This is a genomic window from Acinetobacter sp. GXMZU3951, assembly GCF_054457875.1.
This window is the reverse complement of sequence record NZ_JBTLFO010000004.1, coordinates 33,251-56,996: the sequence shown is the minus strand read 5'-3', so window position 1 is coordinate 56,996 and position 23,746 is coordinate 33,251. Positions and strand designations below refer to the sequence as shown.

The following is a 23,746-nucleotide window of genomic DNA, read 5'->3' as shown; positions in this document are numbered from 1 at the left end:
ATCCTCTTTTTATTAAAAAATACTGAAAATTTAAATTCTGACAAATATTCAGAATAAAAATTTATGATCCTTAATTTAAAGATTGCATAGAGCATGCCAACTCTTAAATACTTATAAATATTAGTTGGTTATATGTTTTATAAAAATTATGTATTTTACCAATGGGTAAAATATACAATTTTATAATGCACTTTTTTTGTGATCCATGATCTAAATTTGTGCATATTTTTTACCAAATGGAAAAATATCACCTATAAAAAAAGCACTGTCATTTGCAGTGCCTTGCTCAAAATAAAGCATCAAATCATTGTTGTGTACAAAACTATCCAACTGCACGTTGCATGGTTTTAAAGTGGGCTAATTTTCCCAGAATAAGCTGGTTAAATTCATCAGGTATCGTCACAGTTAACGCATGCCCACCACGTGGCAATATTTCTAAATCTGCATGTGGAAGCACTTGTTTTAAAAAGTAACTTTGCTGATAAGGCACAAGAAAATCATCTTCGGTTGCAATCAAATACACCGGAATTTTCCCTAAACTCAAAAGTGTCTCGTCACTGAGCTGATAACTCATCAGGGCTTTTAGCCGTGTAAATACATTCAACAACGGTGGAAACTGCGTAAGCTGTTTATTTTCTTGTATTTCAATCGCAGCAATTTGTGCTGAAATCCATGCCGGCGGATATAAAAACAGGGCTTGTGCTCGGACATAGGCTTCGGCACCCGCATATTGTAATAACGTGATTCGGGCATTAAAACACTTGTGTGTATGGGCATCCAAATGCTGCCAGCCATTAACAATAGTCAAGGAAAGCATTGATTTTTCAGTTTTTTCCAACAAAATCGCCAATTCTGCGCCAATAAATCCCCCCAAGGCATGTCCAATAAAGTGAAATTGTTGAATATTTAAAATGTGTAGCAAGTGCAAAACTTGTTCTGCCAAATGCCTCATGCTGTAATCATCGTCCAGTATTTCACTGCTTTTATGACAGCCTTCCTGATCATAAATCACCACATGAAAATATTGTTGTAAGGCACTGATTTGCGGTGCCCAGTATTGTCCATGTCCCCCTAAACCCGAAGAAAGTAGCAGATATTCAGCCTGTGGATGTTCAGATAAAAAAAGTTGGTATTGCATACAGTTTGCCTTTAAAAATTGTGCTCCTTAGGCTTTAGAGCAAAATTTATGCCGACTGTGGTTTGCAACGGGCTTTGCAATGATTCCATAGACTTGATGAGAAGCTACGGTGCTGTTCAGATACGTTCTGTTACGTACCTAATGTTTTATTTAGCAGCAAAAGCATTTGTATTCTTGCGGAAGATTGCACAAAATAATCCCCGAAACATGGTTCAAAGGAACAACAATGTCCAATAAAGGTTATCGCCAACTTTATCGTCAACTCACACAGAAAATTCTAAATAAAGTAGTGAGTCCACAAGTATTAGGCACGACCACAGAACTTGAACAGCAAATTTCTAGTACAACTGAGTCCAATCGTATTTGTTATGTTTTACAAGATGCCTCTTTAAGCAATACGGTGCTGATTGATACTGAAGCCCAAAAAAGAAAACTCCCTTCGGTTTATCAACCTCTTCAAGTTGCAACAGCGACTGAAGAAGACTCCATTTTGGTTTTGAATGATAAAGATCATCTTAAACAAGGATTTCACTATCCTGAAAAACTGATCCGTTTAATTGAAGCACTTGAACAACATCCAGATCAGGATATTGATTTGGTGCCTGTTACCATGCTGTGGGGACGAGCACCTGAATATGAAGATTCTTGGTATAAAGCTCTGTTTGCGGATGCATGGTCAACGCCATCGCCATTAAAACAAGCCGTGAATATTTCGCTCTACGGGCGTGAAAACTATTTAGAGTTCCACAAGCCACTTTCTTTAAGAAAGTTACTTACTGAAGCCAAAGAAATCAGTCCTAACTTTTCACCTGCGCATCATGTGATGCAGCAACTCAATTTAAGTTTTAATAAGTATAAAGAAGCAATTTTAGGTCCCGATCTGTCCGACCGTCGTAATGTCATTCAAAATCTGATGATCAGTGACGGCATTAAACAGGCCATTCGTAAAGAAAGCATTGATGAAAATATCAGTCTGTTTGAAGCTGAAAATCGTGCGCGACATTATCTCACGGAAATTGCATCTGACTTTTCTTACTCGACGCTACGGTTTGGCTATTTGGCGCTGACCAAGCTCTGGACTCAACTCTATGATGGCATTGAGGTTCATCATTTCGACACGGTACGAGAGCTGGCGCAGGACTACGAAATTGTCTATACCCCATGCCATCGTAGTCATATTGACTATTTATTACTGTCTTATGTGATTTTCAATCGTGGTTTAATGGTGCCGCATATTGCAGCGGGAATTAACCTGAATTTACCGATCGTCGGGCAACTTTTCCGTGGTGCTGGCGCATACTTTATTCGCCGTAGCTTTAACGGCAATGAACTATATACCTCTGTGTTTAAAGAGTATTTACACAGTTTGTTAATGCGAAATACCCCTTTGGAATATTTTATTGAAGGTGGGCGTTCGCGTACTGGCTTATTACTGCCAGCGAAAAAAGGTATGCTGTCGATGACCATTCAAAGTCATTTACGTGGAAATTCAAAACCTATTGCCTTTATTCCGACATATTTCGGTTATGAAAAGCTACTTGAAGGCACATCATACTTAAACGAGTTGAGTGGTAAGCCCAAAGAGGCTGAATCACTTTGGGGCATTTTAAGTTCGGCACGAAAAATTGAAAAAGTTTTTGGACAGGTCTATGTCAATTTTGGTGAACCTGTATTCCTCGATGATGTCCTGAAACAGCAAAATGCAGAAAAAGTAAGCTTAAAATTAAATGAAAAATTACCCGAATCTGTCGTCCAGACAGTCGACCAAACGGCTCAATCGATTTTAGAAAATATCAATAAAGCAGTGGTGATTAACCCGATTTCCATTATTTCTTTGATTTTACTGAATGCGCCACAACACCAATTGCGAGAATCCGACTTAATTGCAAGCTTGGATCAGTACCGTAGCCTACTCGAACAGAATCGTTATGATCAACGCATGATTATTTCCGAGCTGTCCAGTGCTGAGATTATTCAATATGCCTTGAAGCTAAAACAGGTCGAAATTCACAGCAAAAATGACGAAACTTGGATTCATGTTGCAGAAAGTCAAAAAATTCTGTTGAGCTATTTTAGCAATAACATTCTGCACTGTTTTATTTTGCCTGCTTTGCTTGCGCGTATTCTAATTCAGCAGCCACAGCTTGAAATGAAACATCTGCATGACAAGGTTCAGTTGCTCTATCCGTTTATTCAGGAAGAATTTTTCCTGAAATGGCCTTTACAAGAATTAGCTTTGCAAGTTGAAGCCATTTTAAATAGCTTTGAAAAGTTAAATTGGATTGAACGTAAAGGAAACCAAATACTCGTGTCTAAAGCGACAGAGTCAGAACTTCAGCGATTGGCCGTGCTGTCAGAGCCTAGCCTGAATAACTTCGTGGTAATGCAAACTTTATTTCGCCAATATGCCAATACTCAAGCTTTCTCAGAAAAAGTATTTGAAAAAATGGCTAAATCAGTTTTACACAAGCTCAGCCATGATCAAGTGATTGCCCCGGGCTATTATTTTGACAGTGCTACCTTAAAAGGCTTTATCACTGCGCTGAAAAAGTTAGCTTTAGTTGAAATCACCCGTGAACATCTGTTGCTTTCTCCAGACTTTGCTAGCCAAATGCAAAATTGTTTTGCTTGGTATTTACAAGAGCGTCAAGACTCTTTTGAACAAGCAACCCATTTTAGTGATAAGGAACTTAAGCATTTTTATGACAGTGTAAAAGCCAAAAAGAATTAATCTGCAATTGGCATAGCATGCAACATCGACTTGCATGCTATGCGCCCTACTTATAAATAATATTGATAATTATATTCATTAAAAACCATCGAGATTGAAAAAAAGCATACATGTAATCTGCATTTTCTGGCTTTATAATATTGTCCTACGTAAAATGAGGCGGTCTTATGGAAAATGATTTTGAAATTACATCAATGCGAAATTCTGCAGAGCATGTAGTCAGTATTTTAAAATCACTGGGTAATACAGATCGTCTCTTGATTCTGTGCCATTTGGCCAAACAAGAACTGAATGTTTCTCAAATTGAACAAATTACCCAAATTACTCAACCAACGCTTTCACAACAACTCATGATGCTACGTAAAAGTGATGTCGTTAGCACGCGCCGTGATGGCAAACAAATTTTTTATTCGATTAAAGATGAAAAATTGGTACAGGTACTGCAAACCTTATATGAACTGTATTGCACGAAGGCCGTGTTGAATTAAGCAGTTTTTTTAAGTTTTGGTTTTTCTTCTGTGTTTTTGTGCATAATAGATCTAAAGTTGCGATTTAGATCAGAATATGACCCAATCTAATAAAAAAGATCTTCAGTATTTCCCAGCTTCAAAATGGTTGTTTGATTATAATTTTAATACGTTTAAATCAGACCTGCTCTCTGCATTCATTGTAATCGCAATGTTGGTACCGCAAGGCATGGCCTATGCCATGTTAGCGGGCTTACCACCGATTACTGGACTGTATGCCAGTGTCTTCCCAATGATTGTGTATGCACTATTTGGTGGCAGTCCCACACTTTCCATTGGTCCTGTGGCCATTATTTCGATGATGACTTTTGCTACACTGAGTCCATTTTATCAAGCAGGATCTGAGGCTTATATTCAAGCTGCGGGTCTACTCGCCATATTGGTGGGTGTAATTTCTTTATTGTTGGGGATTTTTAGATTCGGCTTTCTTATTCAGCTGATCAGTCATCCTGTTATTCATAGCTTTATTATTGCTTCGGCTTTGCTGATTGCCTTAGGGCAAATTAAATTTTTACTCAATCTGCCGCTACAGTCGAATAATATTCCCGAACTGGTGACGAGCCTGTTCCATAGCATGGGTCAGACGCATTTGGGTACGTTGATATTTGGTAGTCTTGCCATCGCATTTTTGGTTTTTATCCCCAAAGTGTTAAATGTAAGTCATATACAGCAACGCTATAAATTTGCTCATTTTTTTGTTAAAGCAATTCCCTTAATTTTAGTGGTACTTTCCATTACGGTTGTTTCATATTTCCAGCTGGAACAACTCGGTATTAAAACTGTGGGGGAAATTCCTTCAGGCTTTCCGCCTTTAACCCTACCGACATGGAATACAGAACAGATCTTAACGTTATTGCCCGGCGCCAGCATGATTGCCATGATCAGTTTTGTCGAATCTTTATCAATTGCGCAGGCAACGGCATTACAGCAAAGAAGTGCTTTGAATAGTAATCAAGAGTTAATTGCTTTAGGGCTTTCTAATCTCAGCGCTGGGCTTAGTGCGGCTTTCCCTGTTACAGGTAGCTTGTCCCGGACTGTGGTTAATGCCGATGCTGGGGCAAAAACCCCCATGGCGGGCATTCTCTCCTCATGTTTTATTGTGTTTGTCAGTCTGTTTTTTACTGGCTTTTTCCAAAACCTTCCCTTAGCAATTCTTGCCGCCACAATTATTGTGTCAATTTGGAAACTGGTCGATTTCAATCCTTTTTTTGAAACTTGGCATTATTCCAAAGCAGATGGCCTCGCCATGTGGATTACCTTTTTTGGGGTTATTTTTATCGATATTTCGACTGGACTGATTATTGGGGTAATTTCGACTTTTATTTTGTTACTTTGGCGTATTAGCCGACCACATATGGTGGTTATAGGTTTGGTTGAAGGCACTCAGCATTTTCGTAATCAGCAACGCTATCCGGTTAAAACCACAGAAACAGTGCTTTCATTAAGAGTTGATGAAGGTTTAAATTTTTTAAATGCCAATAGCTTTAAAGACTTTTTCATTAACGCCGTGAGTGCAAAAAAGCTGGTCAAATATGTCGTGATTAACTGTTCTGGTATAAGCAGTATTGACTACAGTGCACTGGAAATGCTGGAAGAGTTGGACGCAGAACTTCAAAAACTCGACATTCAATTACATCTAGCCGAAGTCAAAGGTCCCGTCATGGATAAACTGATTCACTCAAGAGTCTTCACTCGTTTAGAAGGGCGAATTCATTTGACCCATTACCAAGCCATTCAAAGTTTAGCACCTGAATTTTTAAGTCACGCTTGAAAGCTAAGTAAATAATTTAAAAGCTGTTATTTGCTTAAAAGCTTCATTTTTGGCTTAATTATGCAATAAAATTCGGTTTTTAAGCGATTTAAAACAGAAAATATCAACTTTAAAAATAATAAGTTAGTTTTTATAGCAAAAAAATTTTTATTGATTTTAAATTTTAGGTATAGAATTGCACACTTAATTTTAACCCTCTGCCCTCGTAGTACTGACAAGGCTAACCTATGTTTTCAGCTTTTGCGCGTTTAAGTTTAGTTACGCGAATCATTATCGCCATTATATTAGGGATGGCAGTTGCCTTCACATTCCCTGATGCAGCTCCTTACTTGAGCCTTTTAGGTGACCTTTTTATTAAGGCGCTGAAGTCCGTTGCCCCTATTTTGGTTTTTGTGTTGGTTATGGCTTCCATTACCAACTTTAAAGTTGGACATAGCGCAAACCTGCGTCCAATTATAATTTTGTACGCTGTTGGTATGTTACTCGCGGCATTCAGTGCTGTAGTTGCTAGCTTGGCTTTTCCAAGTACCCTATTCTTAGATATTCCAGCGCAAAGTGACTTACAACCGCCTGGTAGCCTGGCAGAGATTTTAAAGAATTTACTTTTAAGTTTTATTGCAAACCCAGTGGTTGCGATTAGCAATGCAAACTTTATTGGTATTTTAGCGTGGGCAATTGCGCTAGGTTTAGCCTTCCGCCATGCGCAAGACACAACCAAAGCCTTCATTTCCGATGCTGCACATGCTGTCAACCAAGTCATTCGTATTGTGATTAACTTTGCACCGATTGGTATTTTTGGTCTAGTTGCCGTCACCTTTGCCGATGCAGGTCTTAAAACCCTAGAAAGCTATGCACAGTTATTGGCAGTGTTGGTGGGCACCATGTTCTTTGTGGCATTGGTGATTAACCCGATCTTAGTGGCATTGGTCATTCGTCAAAACCCTTATCCATTAGTTTTTCAGTGCTTACGTGAAAGTGGTATTACTGCCTTCTTTACCCGTAGTTCTGCGGCAAACATTCCAGTCAACCTCGACTTGGCTAAACGTTTGGGTGTGAATGAAGCGACTGCTGGTGTTGCAATTCCATTGGGTGCAACCATTAATATGGCGGGTGCATCTGTGACCATTACCGTATTAACCCTAGCAACCGTCAATACCTTAGGGATTTCTGTTGACTTATCGACCATGCTGATTTTATCTGTGGTTGCGTCGATTTCTGCATGTGGTGCGTCAGGTGTAGCGGGTGGTTCTTTACTGTTAATTCCAGTTGCATGTGGCCTATTTGGTATTTCATCTGACATTGCGATGCAAGTCGTAGCAATAGGTATGGTCATTAGCGTACTTCAGGACTCAACCGAAACTGCTTTAAACTCATCTACTGACGTTTTATTTACCGCAGCAGTTGATCGTGCAGCCCGTTAATATTATTGTATAAATAATAACTTAAGCGATTCTTGGATGGTTGTATCACGATATGCCATTTCAAACTTTACCTATGTGGATGCAATTTGGGGCATTCTTTCTCGCAATTAATGCGGGCATGATTAACGTACTCGGGCTGGTGACTGTATTGCACCAGTCCGTTTCCCATATGACGGGAAACGTGAGTATGCTAGCGATGGCACTCATTCACTGGCATCCTGCGACCATTCTGTACTTATCTCTGGTGATTCTGTGCTATGTAGCTGGGTCCTGTTATAGTGGACTCATACTCGGCAGCGGCCAAGTTCAACTCGGTCGTCGTTACGGTGTGCCACTGAGCCTCGTGGCTCTGTTCATTTTATTGTGCTGGATTTTTCTCCCCTATTACCCTCGTTATGCCTTATTGTGGGCGTGCGCAGCCATGGGCGTCCAAAATGCGATGGTTAGCCATTACAAAGGCACAATTATTCGAACGACCCATCTTTCCGGAGTATTAACCGACTTAGGTCTCGCTGTGGGCTATTGTCTGCGGGGTTTAAATGTGGGACGGCGGCGAATTATTTTACATTTACTCATTTTATTTGGCTTCCTGATTGGCGGATTGCTTGCAAGCCTGATTTATCCTTATTTAAAATTGAATGCATTCTTGATTCCAATGTGCTTAAGTGCAAGTTTAAGTCTGGTGTACTGGATCATTTATTTTCGATATCGTCATCATTAACCTTTTTGGGAATTTATTATGGTTAAAAATGCATTACAGGCTCAATTATTAAAAGCGGGTCTGGTAGATAACAAAAAGGCAAAAAAGCTCTCGAAACAGGCGGTGCATGAGCAACGCACTGGACAAAATGATGATGCAGAAATTAAAGCGAAAATTGCCAAAGCTCAGCAAGAAAAAATGGCAAAAGACCAAGCGTTAGAACAAGAAAAGAAAGTCATCTTGCAGGAAAAAGAGCTGAAAGCAGCCATTGTACAAATGATTCAGCAACACAAAATTAAAGATGTTGCAGGTGATGTTGCTTACCAATTTATTGATGACTCGAAGATCAAAAGAGTTTACCTCCAGCAGCAAGTATATAATGCGCTGGTTTCTGGCAGTCTGGTCATTGCCAAAGATCAGGACAGTTATGCTTATCTGCCGAAAGCATTGGCAGATCGCATTAATGAAAAAATGACGGGCTTTATTATCGTCAACAATTCTGAAAAGAATGAACAAGTGACTGATGAGGAAGATCCGTATGCAGCATACGTGATTCCAGATGATTTAATGTGGTAATCAAAAGGGCGTCATGATGACGCCCTTTTTTATAAGGTCTTGGTTTGGGATTAAAACTTCATGGTGGCTTTAAGTAGCGCTTGACGTGCATCGCCTTGTAATTTCGCATTAAAACTATTCTATTTACATGTGATAATGTATTGAAAATGTTATTCAAATACGCATGAAAGCTGATAGTTTATAAACTATTTCTTTTGCAATTCTATAGAGGTCGGCTTTGGAGCAATTTGCTATTCATAAACGCATTCTAGACTGGTCAGATCAGTACCCTTTACTGGATATGTTTTTATCCCTCGGTCTCATCATTTTATTGGCCATTTTAGCTAACTTCATTGCTAAACGAATTGTAGTTCGAGGCATCCGTAAAATTATAGAAAAAGTAAGTTTTGCGAATCAGGATGTTTTTTCACAGCATAGTGTCATTCGTCGTATTGCGAATATAGTGCCCGCCATTATTGTGATGAATGGTATTATTACCGTACCGCATTTATCTCCCAAAATTGTCAGTCTGGTACAAATGGGAGCGCAAGCCTTTATTTTCTTGACCATCGCCCTTGCGATTGGTGAAAGCCTCAACATCTTTAATCTGGTTTATCAACGTAATCCAAAATCTAAAAACAAGCCAATTAAAGGCTATTTGCAACTGATTAAACTGATTATTTTTGTTGTTTGTGGGCTCATGATTTTAGGCACCTTCCTCAAAAAGGATGTATTCACTTTACTGGCTGGATTTGGTGCCATGGCCGCGGTACTGATGCTGGTCTTCCAAAACACAATTTTGTCTTTGGTTGCTTCTGTACAAATTTCATCATATGACATGGTTCGTATTGGGGACTGGATTGAAATGCCATCTTTAAATGCGGATGGTGATGTCATTGATATGTCCTTACATACCGTCACGGTGCAGAATTTTGATAAAACTTTTACCACGATTCCCACCAATAAACTGGTAACCGATACCTTTAGAAACTGGCGCGGTATGGCGCAGGCTGGTGTACGCCGTATTAAACGTTCTCTTTATATTGATCAGAGCAGCGTACACTTTATGGGTGAAGAGGAACAAAAGAAACTTAAAGACTTTTTATTGCTAGATCAGTATTTAAATAGCAAACAAGAAGAACTTGAACAGTTCAATTTACAGCTGTCTAATCAAGCCATTTATAACCAGCGCCGTTTAACCAATCTGGGGACTTTCCGTGCCTATATTGAATTTTATTTAAAACAGCATCCTGGCATTGCGCAAAATCAGACTTTACTCGTGCGTCAATTACAACCAACAAGCGAAGGTTTACCGATTGAAATCTATACTTTTGCCAATACCACCGTTTGGAAAGATTATGAAGCGATACAATCGGATATCTTTGATCATCTGATCGCTATTTTGCCTGAATTTGGTCTAAAAATTTATCAAGCTCCATCAGGTTCAGATATGAAATTTTTAGCCCAGCAGACTGCTCATACTGCCCAAAACAACTCACATAATCATTATGTAGAACACTCATAAGGCCTCTGTAGTAGCGGAATACCATGACAGGACATTGGACTGAATGACTCTGCTATAGCCTTGAGTACATATTTGAACGGCAATTGCATTTCCCCTCTTTTTGAGGGGATTTTTGTGCAAGCGATATTTGAACTGCAACGATGTATTGATTCATCCAATCAAGGAAATTTTGACTTTAAAAGACCGAAGGAAGGACTGGAAGCACATTTATTCACTGGCTTCTGCATGTTCACAATAATCTAGATATTCATGCTTAAAACTGTCTATGACTTGCTGTTTATCTATTTCACTAGGCAAAATCGGTATATTGTAAGCATCTTCAACAATTGCTTCATATAATTCGCGGGCACCATCTTCATATTCAAGCGCAATGCGTTTTTGCGTATCCAATGACACATCCTCTTGTCGTTGCTGCATCACATTCGCTGCAACAATCGCGATCGCATCACATAAGCCAATATTATCTTGTACAGAAGCAAATAAGCTTGCCGAATACAAACAACAGCAACACATTATTATTTTTTTCATAATGCACCTGTTTTTTATGCTTTATATCTATTTTAACGACTGCAATGTGAAGCTGTTGTAATTTATTGTTGGGTGAAAACTTACAACAACTTTTCACCCATATCTTCATCAATGATGTGCTAACGTTTACTCAAGAGCAATTTGAATGCAAAAGCCAAGAAAATAGCCCCTGTGACCTGATCCAAGCGTTTAACAATTTTAGGCTGCTTAAGAAATTTAGAGATGGGTTTCATCATAAAAATCAGCATTGTAGACCATACAATTCCCAAAACTACATGAGTGGCTACCAAACCTAAAATCCACAGCACAGTATTTCCAGTCAAAGGAACGAATTGTGGTAAGAACGTCACATAAAAAATACCGACCTTAGGATTTAACATATTGCACAAGAAGCCTTTCAGAAACCAGTTTTGTGCTTTTTGCAGCTCTACTTTATTTTCGAGGCTACTTCTAGGTTTAATAAGCAGTTGTAATCCTAACCATGCCAAATAAGCTGCCCCAATCCATTTTAGTAAATTAAAAGCGAATTCAGAGGTTGCCAATAATGCACCTAGGCCACATGCAACAATAATGCCCCAGACAATACACCCTGTACAAATGCCAAGTGCTGTTTGGAAGGCCTTGTTTTGATTCTCAACTGTTGCTGTACGAATAATTAAAGTGGTATCTAAACCTGGTGTAATGGTTAAAATAATAATTGCGATGCTATAGGGCACAAGAATTTCAAACATTTCAATAGACTCTAAAGATGATAGTTTGTTTAGCTCGATATTCTCGATTGAACTCTTCAATAACTTAGTCGTTATCTGTGCTCAATAGCAAGTTTATTTCACCATATGAAATTAATGAGATACCGTCATATACAGTTAAAAAAATAAAGGTCTACCTGTTGGTAGACCAGTGTCACTCTTTTCAGGTTCAACATGTTTTTGAACGCTAATGCGGCATTTTGACTTCCCATACTGAAGTCACCTCATCACCATTAATTACAAAATCAACCACTAAACCATCTATCGGCAAATTGCTTGGGTCATTCCACTGCTCAACCGCAAAATAAAACCATTCACCACACTCATCACGAATCATGCCCAATTGTGTTTGGGAGTCATATCGTTCAACGCATCCTCTCATATTGCCACCTTTATTATTCGTCTAATTTTTTAAGTTAACAATGACAGACTTTTTAACTTATTAAACTCATCTGTACGAAAAAAATATTATCATTTTTTACAAAAAAATCATGAGGATTGAATAAAAAAATTATTATTTTTTTGTTGTTTTAGGCGAATCAGCTTTTCTATTTATAAAGAGTCTTTGGCGACGCTAAGATGGAGTCAAAAACTCCATCTAGAGTGTTTTCGACCCAGAACCATAAAATTTAAACACAGTTTATTGCACTTGAAAGTAGTGCTTATCTGTCACCAAGGTAATTTTCAGCTTCTTGTAATACCGTGTTTTTGGCTCTTCCTGCCCTTTCTGAATTTGGTCGGCAAATTTATCATCTTGCATTAACATCGCATAAGTCTTGTAACCAAAAATCAGACTGCTAGGCGCTTTTCCATTCTGGGTAAACTCTTCAATTTGTTTATTTATTTTCTTTACAGTTAAGTCATTCATGATGATGTTATATCTCAGCTTTGTATCACTTTTTTATAATTTAAATATGTGACAACTACATGAACCCTGAGCGGATTTTATTTCTTTATCACTGTTTAAATTCTTATTGAAATTTTAGCCAGAAGTTTTACATGCACCCTCACGACTTAAATGTCTAAACATGCTAAATTGCCAATAAACATTTTATCTTGCGTATCATTCATTTAATTACGTAGTATTTTACCAATAGAGAAAATATATGTTCGGTTGGTTCGAGAAGCGAGTTGATCCTTATCCCTCTAAAGGACTTAATGATCCACTCCCTACAACTTTTTTTGCCTTTGTTTGGCGCGCCTCTCAAGGTGTACGACCTTACTTACTCATTTTGGTGCTATGTACCGCTGGCGCAGCGAGTTTTGAAGCCATTCTGTATGCCAAAATCGGTGATTTGGTCAACTGGCTCAGTAAAAGTCAGCCAGATACCTTCTTAGCCGAACACCGCCAAAACCTTATATTGCTAAGCATGATTTTGTTAGGCAATATCTTCTTTGCCAACTTCCAATCCCTGATCAAACATCAGATTTTGTTTAGTAGCTTTCCAATGCGTTTACGCTGGAAGTTTCATAACCTATTGCTACAACAAAGCCTCGATTTTTTTCATAATGATTTTGCTGGTCGCCTATCTGCCAAAGTCATGCAAACCGCATTGGCAGTGCGTGAGTTTTGGATGATTTTGGGAGATATGTTGGCCTATGTGCTGATTTATTTTTTCACAGTCAGTTTGGTTTTGGGCTCAATCTCCCCTCTGCTTATTATTCCCCTCTTGGTATGGCTTGCTCTGTTTTTAGTTGCAGCTTGGATTTTCATTCCTCGTTTGAGTAAAGTCTCAAATGAACAAGCCGATGCCCGAGCTGTGATGACGGGACGGGTCACGGATGCCTATACCAACATTCAAACCGTAAAATTGTTCGCGCATGCGGGGCGTGAAAGCCAGTACGCCAAGCACTCTATGCAAGAGTTCATGCGTACCGTCTTCAAACAAATGCGTTTGGGTTCTAGCTATGAAATTAGTATTAACTCGTTGAGTATTGTGCTGTATGGCGGTGTACTCGGTACCGCCATTTGGCTTTGGACTGAAGGCCGGGCTGAATTAGGTATTATTGCCGCAACTACAGCCATGATTTTAAAACTCAATAGCATAGCTGAATTTATGATGTGGCAAACTTCAGCACTCTTCGAAAATGTCGGTACCATTCAAGATGGTATGAAAACCCTAGGACGCCCAATTAGCATTCAAGACAAACCGAATGCAGTCGCACTGAATGTTCCCAAAGGTGAAATTAAATTTGAAGACGTCAGCTTTGCCTATAATGAAAAAAATGTCATTGATCACTTCAACCTAACGATTCGTCCTGGTGAAAAAATTGGTATTGTGGGACGTTCTGGCGCAGGTAAGTCGACACTGATTCAATTATTACTGCATTTTTATACGTTGAAACAAGGTCGTATATTGATTGATGGTCAAAACATTGAAGATGTAACCCAAGACAGTTTACGCAAAAATATTGCTTTGGTGACGCAAGATACATCTTTACTGCATCGGACTGTTGCGGAAAATATTAAGTATGGTCGTCCGGATGCCAGTGATGTAGAAATGCATGATGCGGTACGTAAAGCGAAAGCTGAAGAATTCATCCCGCAGCTGACTGACCTCCGTGGTCGTAAAGGTTACGATGCTTATGTTGGTGAACGTGGGGTTAAACTTTCTGGCGGACAACGCCAGCGTATTGCCATAGCACGTGTGTTCTTAAAGGATGCGCCTATTCTGATTCTGGATGAAGCCACCAGTGCCTTAGACTCAGAAGTGGAAGCGGCAATTCAGTCTAGCCTTGATGATTTAATGCAGAATAAAACGGTGATTGCGATTGCACATCGACTTTCAACTATTGCCCAAATGGATCGCTTAATTGTGTTAGATCAAGGTCGAATCGCAGAACAAGGAACCCATGATGAACTGGTCGCTCTAAATGGTATTTATGCCCATTTATGGCAACGCCAAACTGGCGGTTTTTTAATTGAACAACACGAGATAAATAAGAAGGATAGTGCTTAATGTTGTATTTGGAAGATCTACATGTCGGAGCTCGCTTTATCAGCCAAGCTTATGAAATGACTTTGCCAGAAATTAAGAAATTTGCGCATCAGTTTGATCCGCAACCTTTTCATACCGACGAAGCAAAAGCAGCCGAACACCCCATCTTTCAAGGGCTCGCGGCCAGTGGATGGCATACTGCTGCGGTCACGATGCGACTTTGGACAGAGTGCTTCCCTGTGGCTTATGGTTTAATCGGCTCAGAATCTCATGTGCGTTGGCCTAGACCTACCCGCGCAGGCGACCAACTCCATGTAGAAGTCGAAATTACCGAAATTAAACCCTCTCAATCAAAACCTGATCGTGCCATTGTGACTTATGTGACCCAAACCCTGAATCAAAAAAATGAGGTGGTATTTATATCGACGACCAAAATTTTGGTGTTTAGCAAAAATTATCAGCCTGAATGAGCTTGTGGTGATTCTCAAATTTGCTTTAGCAACAAGAATCACCTTTATTCACTTTGTCCAACAATTTATACGGCTCAAGCAAATATTTCATGCCAATATAAAAAAACTGACAGATAGAACAACACTTAACGTGCAATGGATCGCGCATGAATACTATTTCGTCTAGACAAGATCAGGGGATTCCGGGGGTCTATGGTCTATTACTTTTAGATGTCTTATCGCGATGGGGATATACAGCAGATACCTTGTTTACCCCATTTCAATTAAATAGTGAAAAATTGGCCGAGCCAGATTTTCGTATTCCGACCACAGTGGCGAATCAATTATTTCAACATGCATTAATGCTCACTGGTGAATCCACACTGGGTTATCACTTAGGTACGCAAATGCGCATTTCCATTCATGGCTTTATTGGCTATGCCATTATGACCGCCAATGATATTACCGATGCACTTGTTCTTGCGAACCGCTTCGTTCAATTACGGTTGCCGTTTTTGCAAATCTACTTTTCCACCTTTGCAGAAAAGGCCACTTTGCAAATCCGAAGTGATGTGACCTTAGAACCCTTGCGTTCAGAAATTTGTATTGCCTTGACCATTGGCATTATTTCTATGGCAAAAGCCATAACAGGCGTAAATGATTTAGGCGGAGAAATTGACTTTGACTTTCCCCAGCCTGAAGGATTTGAACGCTATATGACCAAGTTCCCCAATCATCAATTTCGCTTTGACCAGCCACACTTGCTCATGAGCTTCGACAAACAATATTTAGCATTAAAAATGGTCAATGCTGATCCGATTGCCAGTCAAATTGCGATTAACCAATGTGAAGCAGAACTTTCAGCACTGGGTGAGCGCAGACGGCTCTCTATGGCGGTTCGAGACATTTTAACCCATTCGGAACAGCACTATTTAAGCATCGAAAATGTGGCATATCGTTTACATATGTCCGACCGTACCCTAAAGCGTCAACTGGCTACGGAAGGAACCTCTTTTTCAACCATTGTTGATGAAGTTCGCTACAGACATGCCACATCGTTATTGTCTCGGACGGACTATACCCTCGAACAAATTGCTGATGAACTCGGATATAGCGATGTCGCCAATTTTAGCCGTGCTTTTAAACGCTGGAGCGGACGCAGCCCAAGTAACTGGCGTAAAGATCCGTATTTATAAGCCTTTTGTTTTGTTGTAAAAACATGTATAAAGCATGACAAAAATAAATGAATACTTTAAGGAGTCATCATGAATCATCCTTCAGATTTAAAATATGCGAGCACGCATGAGTGGGTGAAAATTGAAGGTGATCTTGTTGTAACTGGGATTTCAGACCATGCGCAGGATGCCTTAGGCGATTTAGTTTATGTCGAAATGCCTGAAGTGGGTCAGCAAGTGACTGCAGGTGAACAAGCGGGTGTGGTTGAATCGGTCAAGACAGCTTCTGACATTCACGCTCCTATTTCGGGTGTCGTTGTTGAAGTGAATACCACCCTCGAAGATGATCCAGATTTTGTGAATGACGAGCCTTATGGTAAGGGCTGGATTTATAAGATTAAACCTCACAATCTAGATGATGTTAACGCTCTCTTGTCTAGTACGGACTATGAAGCTGGACTCTAATCCAAGATTATCAAAAATCAGCCTGCGGGCTGATTTTTTTAACACTAAATATTCGCATATTGATAATTAATAATTTTAAATAGCTATAAATTTTAAAATAAAATAACAAAATCTCAATTTACTTTAAATTTCACTTATAATTGTTTATTATGCATACTCATTCTCATGACCTTCGCTCGCTCGAAACAACAATAACAATCGATAGATAGCTGCATTGTCATGATTCACTCTTCATTCTGGGTAAATTATGTCAAATGTCTCTACAACTCCTTTATGGAATAAGTCTTTTATTCTGTGTTTAGCAAATAACTTATTCTTGTTTGTGTTCTATTTTGCTCAAACCACTATTCTACCTATTTACATTTTGCAAGACTTAAACGGTAGCCTTGCACAGGCAGGACTTGCCATGACCTTGTTCATGGCCTCTTCCATTGCCGTCCGTCCATTTAGCGGTTTGATTATTGAAAAACTGGGACGAAAAAGAACACTGTTTATTTCTGAATTTTTATTCTGCTTATTTTCAGTCGCTTATATTTTTGCAGATAATCTCCAGATGCTTCTGGCTTTACGCTTCTTACACGGCATTTGGTTTAGTATTTTAACCACCGTGGCCGTACCAATTGCCAATCAATTTATCCCAGAGTCACGTCGTGGCGAAGGTATGGGCTATTTTGTCATGTCAGTGAATTTAGGGATTGTATTGGGGCCTTTAATTGGTCTAACGCTTATTCAGCCCTTATCTTATTCTATGGTGGCAAGCATCTTGGCTGCTGTGGTTTGTCTCGGTTTTATTTTTTGTTTTTTAATTCCCATTCATACGCAGCCGTCTACTACGGCTACACCCCTAAAGAAAAGCTTGTCTATTCATGATTTTATTGAAAAAAGAGCATTATCGATATCCATCTTGGCCATGATGGTTTCTTTTGCCTATGCCAGCATCATGTCCTTTATTTCGACTTATGCGGCTTCAAAAAATTTATTGGCTTATGCCAGTCTATTTTTCATTGTGTTTGCTTTTTCCATGATGAGCCTGCGACCATTCACAGGCAAAATCTATGACCGTAAAGGTCCAAGCTACGTCATTTATCCTGCCTTAGCTCTATTTTCACTCGGTTTAGTGGTACTGAGTCAAATTAATAGCTTAATGGGGTTAATGTGCGCTGCGGTTTTAATTGGGGTCGGGTTTGGTTCAGTACAGCCTTGTTTGCAAACACTTGCAATTCAACGCTCTGAACCTGAGCGTATTGGTCATGCTACATCCACTTTTTATACTTTTTATGATATTGGGATTGCCTTAGGTTCAATCCTGTTAGGCATGCTGATCACGGCGCAAGGCTATAGCGTAGCGTATTTACTCTGTGCCGTGATTATTGTACTGAGTCTGGTTTATTATAAATTTTCGGTAGCAGCAAAAAGTTAGCCCACTAAAAAGCCCCTTTCGGGGCTTGCTTGTTAAGCACTGCGCTGTAATGCTTGCATGTTTAACTGCTGGGCAGCTTCTAATAATAGTTGTTCTGTTTGATCCCAACCAATACAACCATCAGTCACCGACTGGCCATACATCATGTCGCATGAAATCTTCTGGCTGCCTTCCACCAAATGGCTTTCTAGCATAACTCCACGAACTTGAGTCTGTTCACGCTCTTGTACAATTTGACGCAACACTTGTGGCTGTAAGGCAGGATTTTTGCTGCTATTGCCATGACTACAATCAATGACCAGTGCAGGTAAATCCCCTTTTGCTTTCGCCTGAATTTTAGCAATTTCTTCGGCTTGATAGTTTGGTCCAGTATTTGAACCACGTAGAATCAAATGCGCTAAGGGATTGCCTTGAGAATGGAGTACACAAGGTAGACCCGATTGGCTCATGCCTAAAAACTGATGCTGATTTGAAGCGGATTGAATCGCATCAAGTGCAATTTGAATGGAACCATCCGTACCATTTTTAAAGCCGATGCTATAAGGCATTTGACTTGCGATTTCACGATGAATCTGCGATTCGCTGGTTCGTGCACCAATTGCGCCCCAAGCCAATAAATCATCAAAATATGCAGTCGCCATTGGGCTTAAAATTTCGCTCGCAATCGGCAAGCCCATTTCAATAATATGCAGATATAACTGTCGTGACTGCTCTAAACCAGCCTGTAAATCAGAAGATCCATCTAAATCAGGATCATACATAAAACCTTTCCAGCCCACTGTGGTACGTGGTTTTTCTATGTAAGTACGCATTACAAGAAAAACTTGGTCAGAAATACGAGCTTGTAACTGTTGTAATTTTTGCGCGTATTCCAAAGCTGCAACTGGATCATGAATCGAACATGGACCAGTAATCACCAATAAGCGTTGGTCTTTGCCCGCTAAAATATTCTGAATAATTTGGCGATGTTCAGCAATCTGAGCTGCAAGAGAGGCAGAAAGTGGTAAGTGTGCTTTGAGCTGATGGGGCAAACTCAATAATGTTTCTTGCGGTGTTGTTTGATGTTGTAGAGCAGTATTTAGAGCGTTCATCGGTCTTTCCTTTGGACTGTTGTTCAGTCCGATCTTTTATTTGTGCTTTTTGGGTCTATGGGATGATAAGGATTGAGTCATAAACTGACTAAAGTAAAACCAATAACCGTTGCTAAAATATGAAGTGTTAAATGCGTACATGTGAATCTCCTAAAAAATATATAAAAAACAAAGCATAAAAAAACCTGACCGGGGTTGCCGATCAGGTATCAACTGGTGGGCAACCTTTTTTTTGCCCAAACGCGTTCAGGCAATTATCTAAACTGCCAAAAATAAAAATAAGCGTTTGCGATTAAAGGTTGCTTTAACATCTTTGTTTCATCAAAAAAGTCTCTGAAAATAAAAATACGCCTAATCACAACGTTTGACAACCTTTATTTTAAGAAATAATAGTTATACTTTCTGCAACTTTTACTTATCAATACACTGAAATTATTTAAATTTCAAAAGCCAGTTCACAACCAGCTTTGTATAGTCTTTTTAAATTGCCCTGTCATATCGTTTGGGAGTGAACATTTTGCCAATCTAAACCAAACACTGGCGAATTGACGGACAAAGCTCGCTTCGTTGTAATGAATACCATATTCAGCACATAGGGCTTTAATTTTCGGTGCAATTTGCGCATAACGATTTGCAGGCATATCGGGAAATAAATGATGCTCAATTTGATGGCTCAAGTTTCCACTCAGAATATGTAACCATTGTGTGCCTGTGAAATTACTCGAGCCGCGGATTTGGCGGATATACCATTCGGCACGTGTTTCATTTTCAGTGTGGTCTTGTTCGAAGGTTTCCGCATCTTCCGTGAAATGCCCATTAAAAATTACCGCAGATGCCCATAAACTGCGAATCACATTGGCTACAGCATTTGCCGTAAAAACAGGTATGGCATTCGGTCCAGCAATCATCGGGAAAAAGACATAATCTTTCACGATTTGTCGTTTTACTTTTTTTCTGAGCTTTGTTGCATCTTGCCAAACTTCACGCCAAGTTTTGCGTTTATAAGCAATCACCTCTTCCAAATGTAAATTTTGTACGCCTACATACCATTCAAAAAATACCATCAACTGCATGGCTAACGGAATATTGAATAAAAAGCGCGGTTCCCATACTTGGCTCTCGCTCACACGAATTAAACCATAGCCGACATCATGGTCTTTTCCGACAATATTGGTATAGGTGTGATGAACATAGTTATGTGTGTATTTCCAGTCATCCCCTGTGGCAATGGTATCCCAATCATATTTGGCACCATTCAGGCTTGGATCATTTAACCAGTCGAACTGCCCATGCATGACGTTATGCCCCAATTCCATATTTTCAACAATCTTAGAGATACCTAACAAGGCTGTCCCGCATAACCATACTGGGGGCAACCAACCCGCGAACATGAGCATGCCTCGAGAAGCAATTTCACTGTAACGAACAAAATTTCGGATGTTATAAATATAGGCCGCATCCTGTTCACTCAAACTTTGCATCACCTCTTGGCGAATAGCTTCAACCTTTGCGGCAAAGGACTGCATTTCTTCTTCACTTAGATAACGTGATTTACTGCCGGCTTGAAAATTAACGGGTTTATTCATTTTATTTGTCCCTAGCTTAAAGTTTTATAAATTAATTACGACCGGACTGACGGCTTGAGAAATACAAAGTTTAATCTGAGTATTACTCTGCGCATCAATCTCACCTGTAAGGAGATTGCGCACCGCCCCCTGAACTTTGGTACACGAACAGGTATTGCAAATACCCATCCGACAGCCGTGCGCTGGTCTCAGCCCTGCTTTTTCTGCACTTTCCAAAAGGTTATTTTGGGCTTGAAATTGCTGTTGAGCACGTAAGAAAGTCACTGGTTGGGCTTCCAAAGTGCTATCAACCTGAATTTGAAAATATTCAGTTTTTAAAGCATGTATTAGCTCTAATTCAGCATAAAGTTGTTGAATGCTTTGCATCATAGGAGCAGCTCCGCAGGCATAACAGGCTCTCTGCTGGAAATCTGGAATGCATGCCGTGAGCAGACTTGGACTAAAATGCTGAGCAGTTTGCCGGGTATTCACATGATGATATTTAAACTGCGGATATTGCTGGGTTAAGGACTGAATTTCTTCGTGATAGGCATTATCACGAGTGAAGTAAAGTAAATCGACCTTTTGATCAGCGTTTCTAAGCATCTGTTTTAACAGTGCATAAATGGCGGTAATACCACTACCCGATGCTATGAGCAGTATGGGCATCGGCAATTGTGGATCAACTACAAAATCGCCTTGTGCTTGAGAAATTTCAATCACTGAATTTACTGCCATGCTGGTCAGTGCTTGGGAAACTAAGCCCTGACGCTTCACAGCAATGACTAGATCTTTATTCGGTAAAATTTCGACCACCGAATAACTTCGTTGCTGGTGTACTCCCTGAATCACGACCGTCACTAAAATACTTTGACCGGCCTTGACCTGATCGACTTTAAAGTTTTTATTTGGCCGCAACTGGAGCTGAATAAAATCATCACTTAGTGCTTTTCGCGCACTAAGCTGAGCTTTGACCTTTTTCCATGCCCATGTAGGGTGAAGTTTTTCTGCGAGAAAATCGACAAAATCTTCACGCACCCATTCAGGCTTATATTGCACATGATTGACCATAATTGTACTCATCCGAATCAGTCTATATTTTTATACAACTGTCTTTTATTTCTAACTTAACAATAGATTTAACTGATCGCATGCTCTATGTCAGATGAGGACAAAACATATCATTTGGCATTTATTATCATTTTTTGTCTAACAAAATGTCAGTTTCTGCCAATCTCACATTTTCCTGTTTTAAAATAGATCAGATCGAATGGAACACTCTGGTCTTATTAAATATGGCTGATTAAGGCTTTTTCATATCGCCAAACAGGTCAAATCGCTTTAACTGATGAACTACAGTAAGCATTTTTAAAGCCTTAATTCTGCCCTAACATCATGATAATATGTGCATATATGGGTCATAATGAATTAGAAGAAAATGCAAAAAAATAACCGATACTTCCCTATATTATTATGTGTGAGCATGGGATCACTGACCGCTTGTAGCCTACCTCCCAATCAGGCTAAAAAAGAAGCTTCCTCGAGTTACCATACCGAGCACTGGGTACAACGGCAAAATGTTGACACTCAGATCCAGCAAGGGCTCAGTGCATATTTGGCACTCGATGATGCTTTTATGAGTATTGCCTCACGTATTCATTTAATCCGTGAAGCACGACATACGCTGGATTTGCAATATTACATTTGGGAAGACGACTCTTTGGGTCATATGATGCTGACAGAATTGTTAAAAGCTGCAGATCGTGGGGTCAAAGTCCGCCTGATGATTGATGACCAGAATGGTACAAAGTTAGACCCTTTGCTTAAAAAACTAGCCGCTCACCCAAACTTTGAAATTAAACTCTATAACCCTTACAAGTACCGAAATTTCAGAGTCCTAGATTATGCTTTGCGAATGAAGCAGATTAATCATCGCATGCATAACAAGTTGATTATCGCGGATGGTGCGATTGCAGTCACAGGTGGGCGCAATATTAGTCGAGAATATTTTGATGCCGGCGATGAATTCCAATTTACGGATATGGACATTTTATTCTTTGGCAATGCAGTTAAATCTGCCAATCAAATTTTTATTAACTTCTGGAACAACGATTTAAGTTATTCAGTACCACAATTACTTGGCAATGCGACAGCCGCTGAGCTTGATGAACTACGTCAAAGCAATGCCATGAGTGATATGCAAAAAGATCAATTTAAGGATCAACTTGAATTGTCGCGTCAACACATCATGACTCAATTAAATGAACAAAATATAGAATGGGTCAAAGCTCAATTTTTAGGTGACTTTCCTGAAAAGACTCTTGGAAATATCAGCCAAGATAAACTGCTATATACCCAATTAAAGCATGTGATGGGTACACCCGAACAACATTTAGAGCTGGTGTCTGCCTATTTTGTTCCGACCAAGGATGGGACAGCATTTTTAAATGATTTATCAAAACAGAAAATACAAGTCCGTGTTTTAACCAACTCCTTCTTGGCGAATGATGTTGCTTTGGTACATGCCTTTTACCAAAAATATCGTAAAGATTTGCTAGAAAATGGTGTACAGCTTTATGAATTTAAACCTGATATTACGCGTAAACAGCGAACATGGTATGAGGTTTTAACTGGCAATGCCATCCCCGCTAAAGGTAAAAGTTCCTCACGCTTACATGCCAAATTCTTTGATGTTGATGGCAAAGTCTTTATTGGCTCTTTTAACTTTGATCCGCGATCAGTTCATTTAAATACTGAAGTAGGCTTAGTGGTGGAATCAGATCAACTACAAAATCGGGTCACACATGCACTGGATCGTTATCTTCCGAAAATTGCCTATGAACTCAAACTCAACTCTAAAGGTGAAATTATTTGGTTAGAGCATCATGAAAATGGCCAAGTGACTGAATATGACGTAGACCCACATACCACCAAATTCCAACGTTTTACGTTTAAAAGTCTCGCTTACTTACCCGTTGAATGGATGATGTAATGACA

21 protein-coding genes are annotated in these 23,746 nt (G+C 39.5%); 13 read left to right on the top strand and 8 right to left on the bottom strand.

Annotation, left to right across the window (positions count from 1 at the left end; translation table 11 throughout):
* Positions 1-322: 322 nt before the first annotated feature.
* The gene (rutD, locus tag ACX17N_RS08085; RefSeq protein ID WP_458892042.1) at positions 323-1,138 is read right to left on the bottom strand and encodes a pyrimidine utilization protein D; all 816 of its coding nucleotides are present in this window, start codon (positions 1,136-1,138) and stop codon (positions 323-325) included.
* Positions 1,139-1,364: 226 nt separating this feature from the next.
* On the opposite strand from rutD, the gene plsB reads away from it, so the two are divergent.
* From plsB to ACX17N_RS08050, 7 genes are all read left to right on the top strand, one after another.
* Positions 1,365-3,869: a glycerol-3-phosphate 1-O-acyltransferase PlsB gene (gene plsB, locus ACX17N_RS08080; protein WP_458892040.1), complete on the top strand. Its 2,505-nt coding sequence runs from the start codon at positions 1,365-1,367 to the stop codon at positions 3,867-3,869.
* Positions 3,870-4,036: 167 nt separating this feature from the next.
* Positions 4,037-4,357 (top strand): metalloregulator ArsR/SmtB family transcription factor, encoded by a 321-nt coding sequence (locus tag ACX17N_RS08075; protein WP_458892038.1) that lies wholly within the window; start codon positions 4,037-4,039, stop codon positions 4,355-4,357.
* Between the two features lie 76 nt (positions 4,358-4,433).
* Positions 4,434-6,167, top strand: a complete 1,734-nt coding sequence (locus ACX17N_RS08070) for a SulP family inorganic anion transporter (protein ID WP_458892036.1) — start codon at positions 4,434-4,436, stop codon at positions 6,165-6,167.
* A 227-nt stretch (positions 6,168-6,394) separates the two neighbouring features.
* Positions 6,395-7,588, top strand: coding sequence for a serine/threonine transporter SstT (sstT, locus tag ACX17N_RS08065; protein ID WP_458892034.1), 1,194 nt, complete (start codon positions 6,395-6,397; stop codon positions 7,586-7,588).
* 52 nt (positions 7,589-7,640) lie between these two features.
* On the top strand, positions 7,641-8,309 hold the full coding sequence (locus ACX17N_RS08060; RefSeq protein ID WP_458892033.1) for a YoaK family protein: 669 nt from the start codon (positions 7,641-7,643) through the stop codon (positions 8,307-8,309).
* Positions 8,310-8,327: 18 nt separating this feature from the next.
* Positions 8,328-8,864 (top strand): DUF2058 domain-containing protein, encoded by a 537-nt coding sequence (locus tag ACX17N_RS08055; RefSeq protein ID WP_458892032.1) that lies wholly within the window; start codon positions 8,328-8,330, stop codon positions 8,862-8,864.
* Between the two features lie 217 nt (positions 8,865-9,081).
* Positions 9,082-10,368, top strand: coding sequence for a mechanosensitive ion channel family protein (locus ACX17N_RS08050; RefSeq protein WP_458892030.1), 1,287 nt, complete (start codon positions 9,082-9,084; stop codon positions 10,366-10,368).
* Positions 10,369-10,575: 207 nt separating this feature from the next.
* Here the strand turns inward: ACX17N_RS08050 and ACX17N_RS08045 are convergent, their stop codons facing one another.
* The 4 genes from ACX17N_RS08045 to ACX17N_RS08030 all read right to left on the bottom strand — a co-directional run bounded on the left by ACX17N_RS08045 (position 10,576) and on the right by ACX17N_RS08030 (position 12,513).
* Positions 10,576-10,896: a hypothetical protein gene (locus ACX17N_RS08045; RefSeq protein ID WP_458892028.1), complete on the bottom strand. Its 321-nt coding sequence runs from the start codon at positions 10,894-10,896 to the stop codon at positions 10,576-10,578.
* Between the two features lie 119 nt (positions 10,897-11,015).
* The gene (locus ACX17N_RS08040; RefSeq protein ID WP_458892026.1) at positions 11,016-11,627 is read right to left on the bottom strand and encodes a LysE family translocator; all 612 of its coding nucleotides are present in this window, start codon (positions 11,625-11,627) and stop codon (positions 11,016-11,018) included.
* Positions 11,628-11,832: 205 nt separating this feature from the next.
* Positions 11,833-12,027: a hypothetical protein gene (locus ACX17N_RS08035; RefSeq protein WP_458892025.1), complete on the bottom strand. Its 195-nt coding sequence runs from the start codon at positions 12,025-12,027 to the stop codon at positions 11,833-11,835.
* Positions 12,028-12,285: 258 nt separating this feature from the next.
* On the bottom strand, positions 12,286-12,513 hold the full coding sequence (locus tag ACX17N_RS08030) for a hypothetical protein (RefSeq protein WP_458892023.1): 228 nt from the start codon (positions 12,511-12,513) through the stop codon (positions 12,286-12,288).
* 238 nt (positions 12,514-12,751) lie between these two features.
* On the opposite strand from ACX17N_RS08030, the gene ACX17N_RS08025 reads away from it, so the two are divergent.
* The 5 genes from ACX17N_RS08025 to ACX17N_RS08005 all read left to right on the top strand — a co-directional run bounded on the left by ACX17N_RS08025 (position 12,752) and on the right by ACX17N_RS08005 (position 18,093).
* A complete protein-coding gene (locus ACX17N_RS08025; RefSeq protein ID WP_458892022.1) occupies positions 12,752-14,605 on the top strand; it encodes an ABC transporter ATP-binding protein in 1,854 nt (617 codons plus the stop codon).
* Positions 14,605-15,054 carry a MaoC family dehydratase gene (locus ACX17N_RS08020; RefSeq protein ID WP_458892020.1) on the top strand — a complete coding sequence of 150 codons (450 nt, stop codon included), beginning with the start codon at positions 14,605-14,607 and terminating at the stop codon, positions 15,052-15,054. Before ACX17N_RS08025 ends, ACX17N_RS08020 begins: the two co-directional genes overlap by 1 nt.
* Before the next feature lie 146 nt (positions 15,055-15,200).
* Positions 15,201-16,229 (top strand): helix-turn-helix domain-containing protein, encoded by a 1,029-nt coding sequence (locus tag ACX17N_RS08015; protein ID WP_458892019.1) that lies wholly within the window; start codon positions 15,201-15,203, stop codon positions 16,227-16,229.
* 69 nt (positions 16,230-16,298) lie between these two features.
* Entirely contained in the window at positions 16,299-16,673 is a 375-nt protein-coding gene (gcvH, locus tag ACX17N_RS08010; protein ID WP_458892018.1) for a glycine cleavage system protein GcvH, read from the top strand.
* Between the two features lie 247 nt (positions 16,674-16,920).
* The gene (locus ACX17N_RS08005) at positions 16,921-18,093 is read left to right on the top strand and encodes an MFS transporter (RefSeq protein WP_458892017.1); all 1,173 of its coding nucleotides are present in this window, start codon (positions 16,921-16,923) and stop codon (positions 18,091-18,093) included.
* A gap of 32 nt (positions 18,094-18,125) precedes the next feature.
* Here ACX17N_RS08005 and ACX17N_RS08000 read toward each other — a convergent pair whose 3' ends face one another.
* The 3 genes from ACX17N_RS08000 to ACX17N_RS07990 form a co-directional block, all read right to left on the bottom strand.
* Positions 18,126-19,184 (bottom strand): 3-deoxy-7-phosphoheptulonate synthase, encoded by a 1,059-nt coding sequence (locus ACX17N_RS08000; protein WP_458892016.1) that lies wholly within the window; start codon positions 19,182-19,184, stop codon positions 18,126-18,128.
* A 455-nt stretch (positions 19,185-19,639) separates the two neighbouring features.
* On the bottom strand, positions 19,640-20,770 hold the full coding sequence (locus tag ACX17N_RS07995; RefSeq protein WP_458892015.1) for a fatty acid desaturase family protein: 1,131 nt from the start codon (positions 20,768-20,770) through the stop codon (positions 19,640-19,642).
* Between the two features lie 24 nt (positions 20,771-20,794).
* Positions 20,795-21,820, bottom strand: a complete 1,026-nt coding sequence (locus tag ACX17N_RS07990; protein WP_458892235.1) for a flavin reductase family protein — start codon at positions 21,818-21,820, stop codon at positions 20,795-20,797.
* Positions 21,821-22,232: 412 nt separating this feature from the next.
* Here ACX17N_RS07990 and ACX17N_RS07985 point away from each other — a divergent pair, with 412 nt between their 5' ends.
* Positions 22,233-23,741, top strand: a complete 1,509-nt coding sequence (locus ACX17N_RS07985; RefSeq protein ID WP_458892013.1) for a phospholipase D family protein — start codon at positions 22,233-22,235, stop codon at positions 23,739-23,741.
* The last annotated feature ends 5 nt before the right edge of the window (positions 23,742-23,746 follow it).

Bases quoted from the DNA above. Each gene is read 5' to 3' on its own strand.
- gcvH (WP_458892018.1), top strand. From the start codon at position 16,299: ATGAATCATCCTTCAGATTTAAAATATGCGAGCACGCATGAGTGGGTG.
- ACX17N_RS08015 (WP_458892019.1), top strand. From the start codon at position 15,201: ATGAATACTATTTCGTCTAGACAAGATCAGGGGATTCCGGGGGTCTAT.
- ACX17N_RS08045 (WP_458892028.1), bottom strand. From the start codon at position 10,896: ATGAAAAAAATAATAATGTGTTGCTGTTGTTTGTATTCGGCAAGCTTA.
- ACX17N_RS07990 (WP_458892235.1), bottom strand. From the start codon at position 21,820: ATGGTCAATCATGTGCAATATAAGCCTGAATGGGTGCGTGAAGATTTT.
- ACX17N_RS08075 (WP_458892038.1), top strand. From the start codon at position 4,037: ATGGAAAATGATTTTGAAATTACATCAATGCGAAATTCTGCAGAGCAT.
- ACX17N_RS08055 (WP_458892032.1), top strand. From the start codon at position 8,328: ATGGTTAAAAATGCATTACAGGCTCAATTATTAAAAGCGGGTCTGGTA.
- ACX17N_RS08025 (WP_458892022.1), top strand. From the start codon at position 12,752: ATGTTCGGTTGGTTCGAGAAGCGAGTTGATCCTTATCCCTCTAAAGGA.
- ACX17N_RS08030 (WP_458892023.1), bottom strand. From the start codon at position 12,513: ATGAATGACTTAACTGTAAAGAAAATAAATAAACAAATTGAAGAGTTT.
- ACX17N_RS08060 (WP_458892033.1), top strand. From the start codon at position 7,641: ATGCCATTTCAAACTTTACCTATGTGGATGCAATTTGGGGCATTCTTT.
- ACX17N_RS08000 (WP_458892016.1), bottom strand. From the start codon at position 19,184: ATGAACGCTCTAAATACTGCTCTACAACATCAAACAACACCGCAAGAA.
- plsB (WP_458892040.1), top strand. From the start codon at position 1,365: ATGTCCAATAAAGGTTATCGCCAACTTTATCGTCAACTCACACAGAAA.
- ACX17N_RS07995 (WP_458892015.1), bottom strand. From the start codon at position 20,770: ATGAATAAACCCGTTAATTTTCAAGCCGGCAGTAAATCACGTTATCTA.
- ACX17N_RS08005 (WP_458892017.1), top strand. From the start codon at position 16,921: ATGTCAAATGTCTCTACAACTCCTTTATGGAATAAGTCTTTTATTCTG.
- rutD (WP_458892042.1), bottom strand. From the start codon at position 1,138: ATGCAATACCAACTTTTTTTATCTGAACATCCACAGGCTGAATATCTG.
- ACX17N_RS08035 (WP_458892025.1), bottom strand. From the start codon at position 12,027: ATGAGAGGATGCGTTGAACGATATGACTCCCAAACACAATTGGGCATG.
- ACX17N_RS08020 (WP_458892020.1), top strand. From the start codon at position 14,605: ATGTTGTATTTGGAAGATCTACATGTCGGAGCTCGCTTTATCAGCCAA.
- ACX17N_RS07985 (WP_458892013.1), top strand. From the start codon at position 22,233: ATGGGATCACTGACCGCTTGTAGCCTACCTCCCAATCAGGCTAAAAAA.
- ACX17N_RS08040 (WP_458892026.1), bottom strand. From the start codon at position 11,627: ATGTTTGAAATTCTTGTGCCCTATAGCATCGCAATTATTATTTTAACC.
- ACX17N_RS08070 (WP_458892036.1), top strand. From the start codon at position 4,434: ATGACCCAATCTAATAAAAAAGATCTTCAGTATTTCCCAGCTTCAAAA.
- sstT (WP_458892034.1), top strand. From the start codon at position 6,395: ATGTTTTCAGCTTTTGCGCGTTTAAGTTTAGTTACGCGAATCATTATC.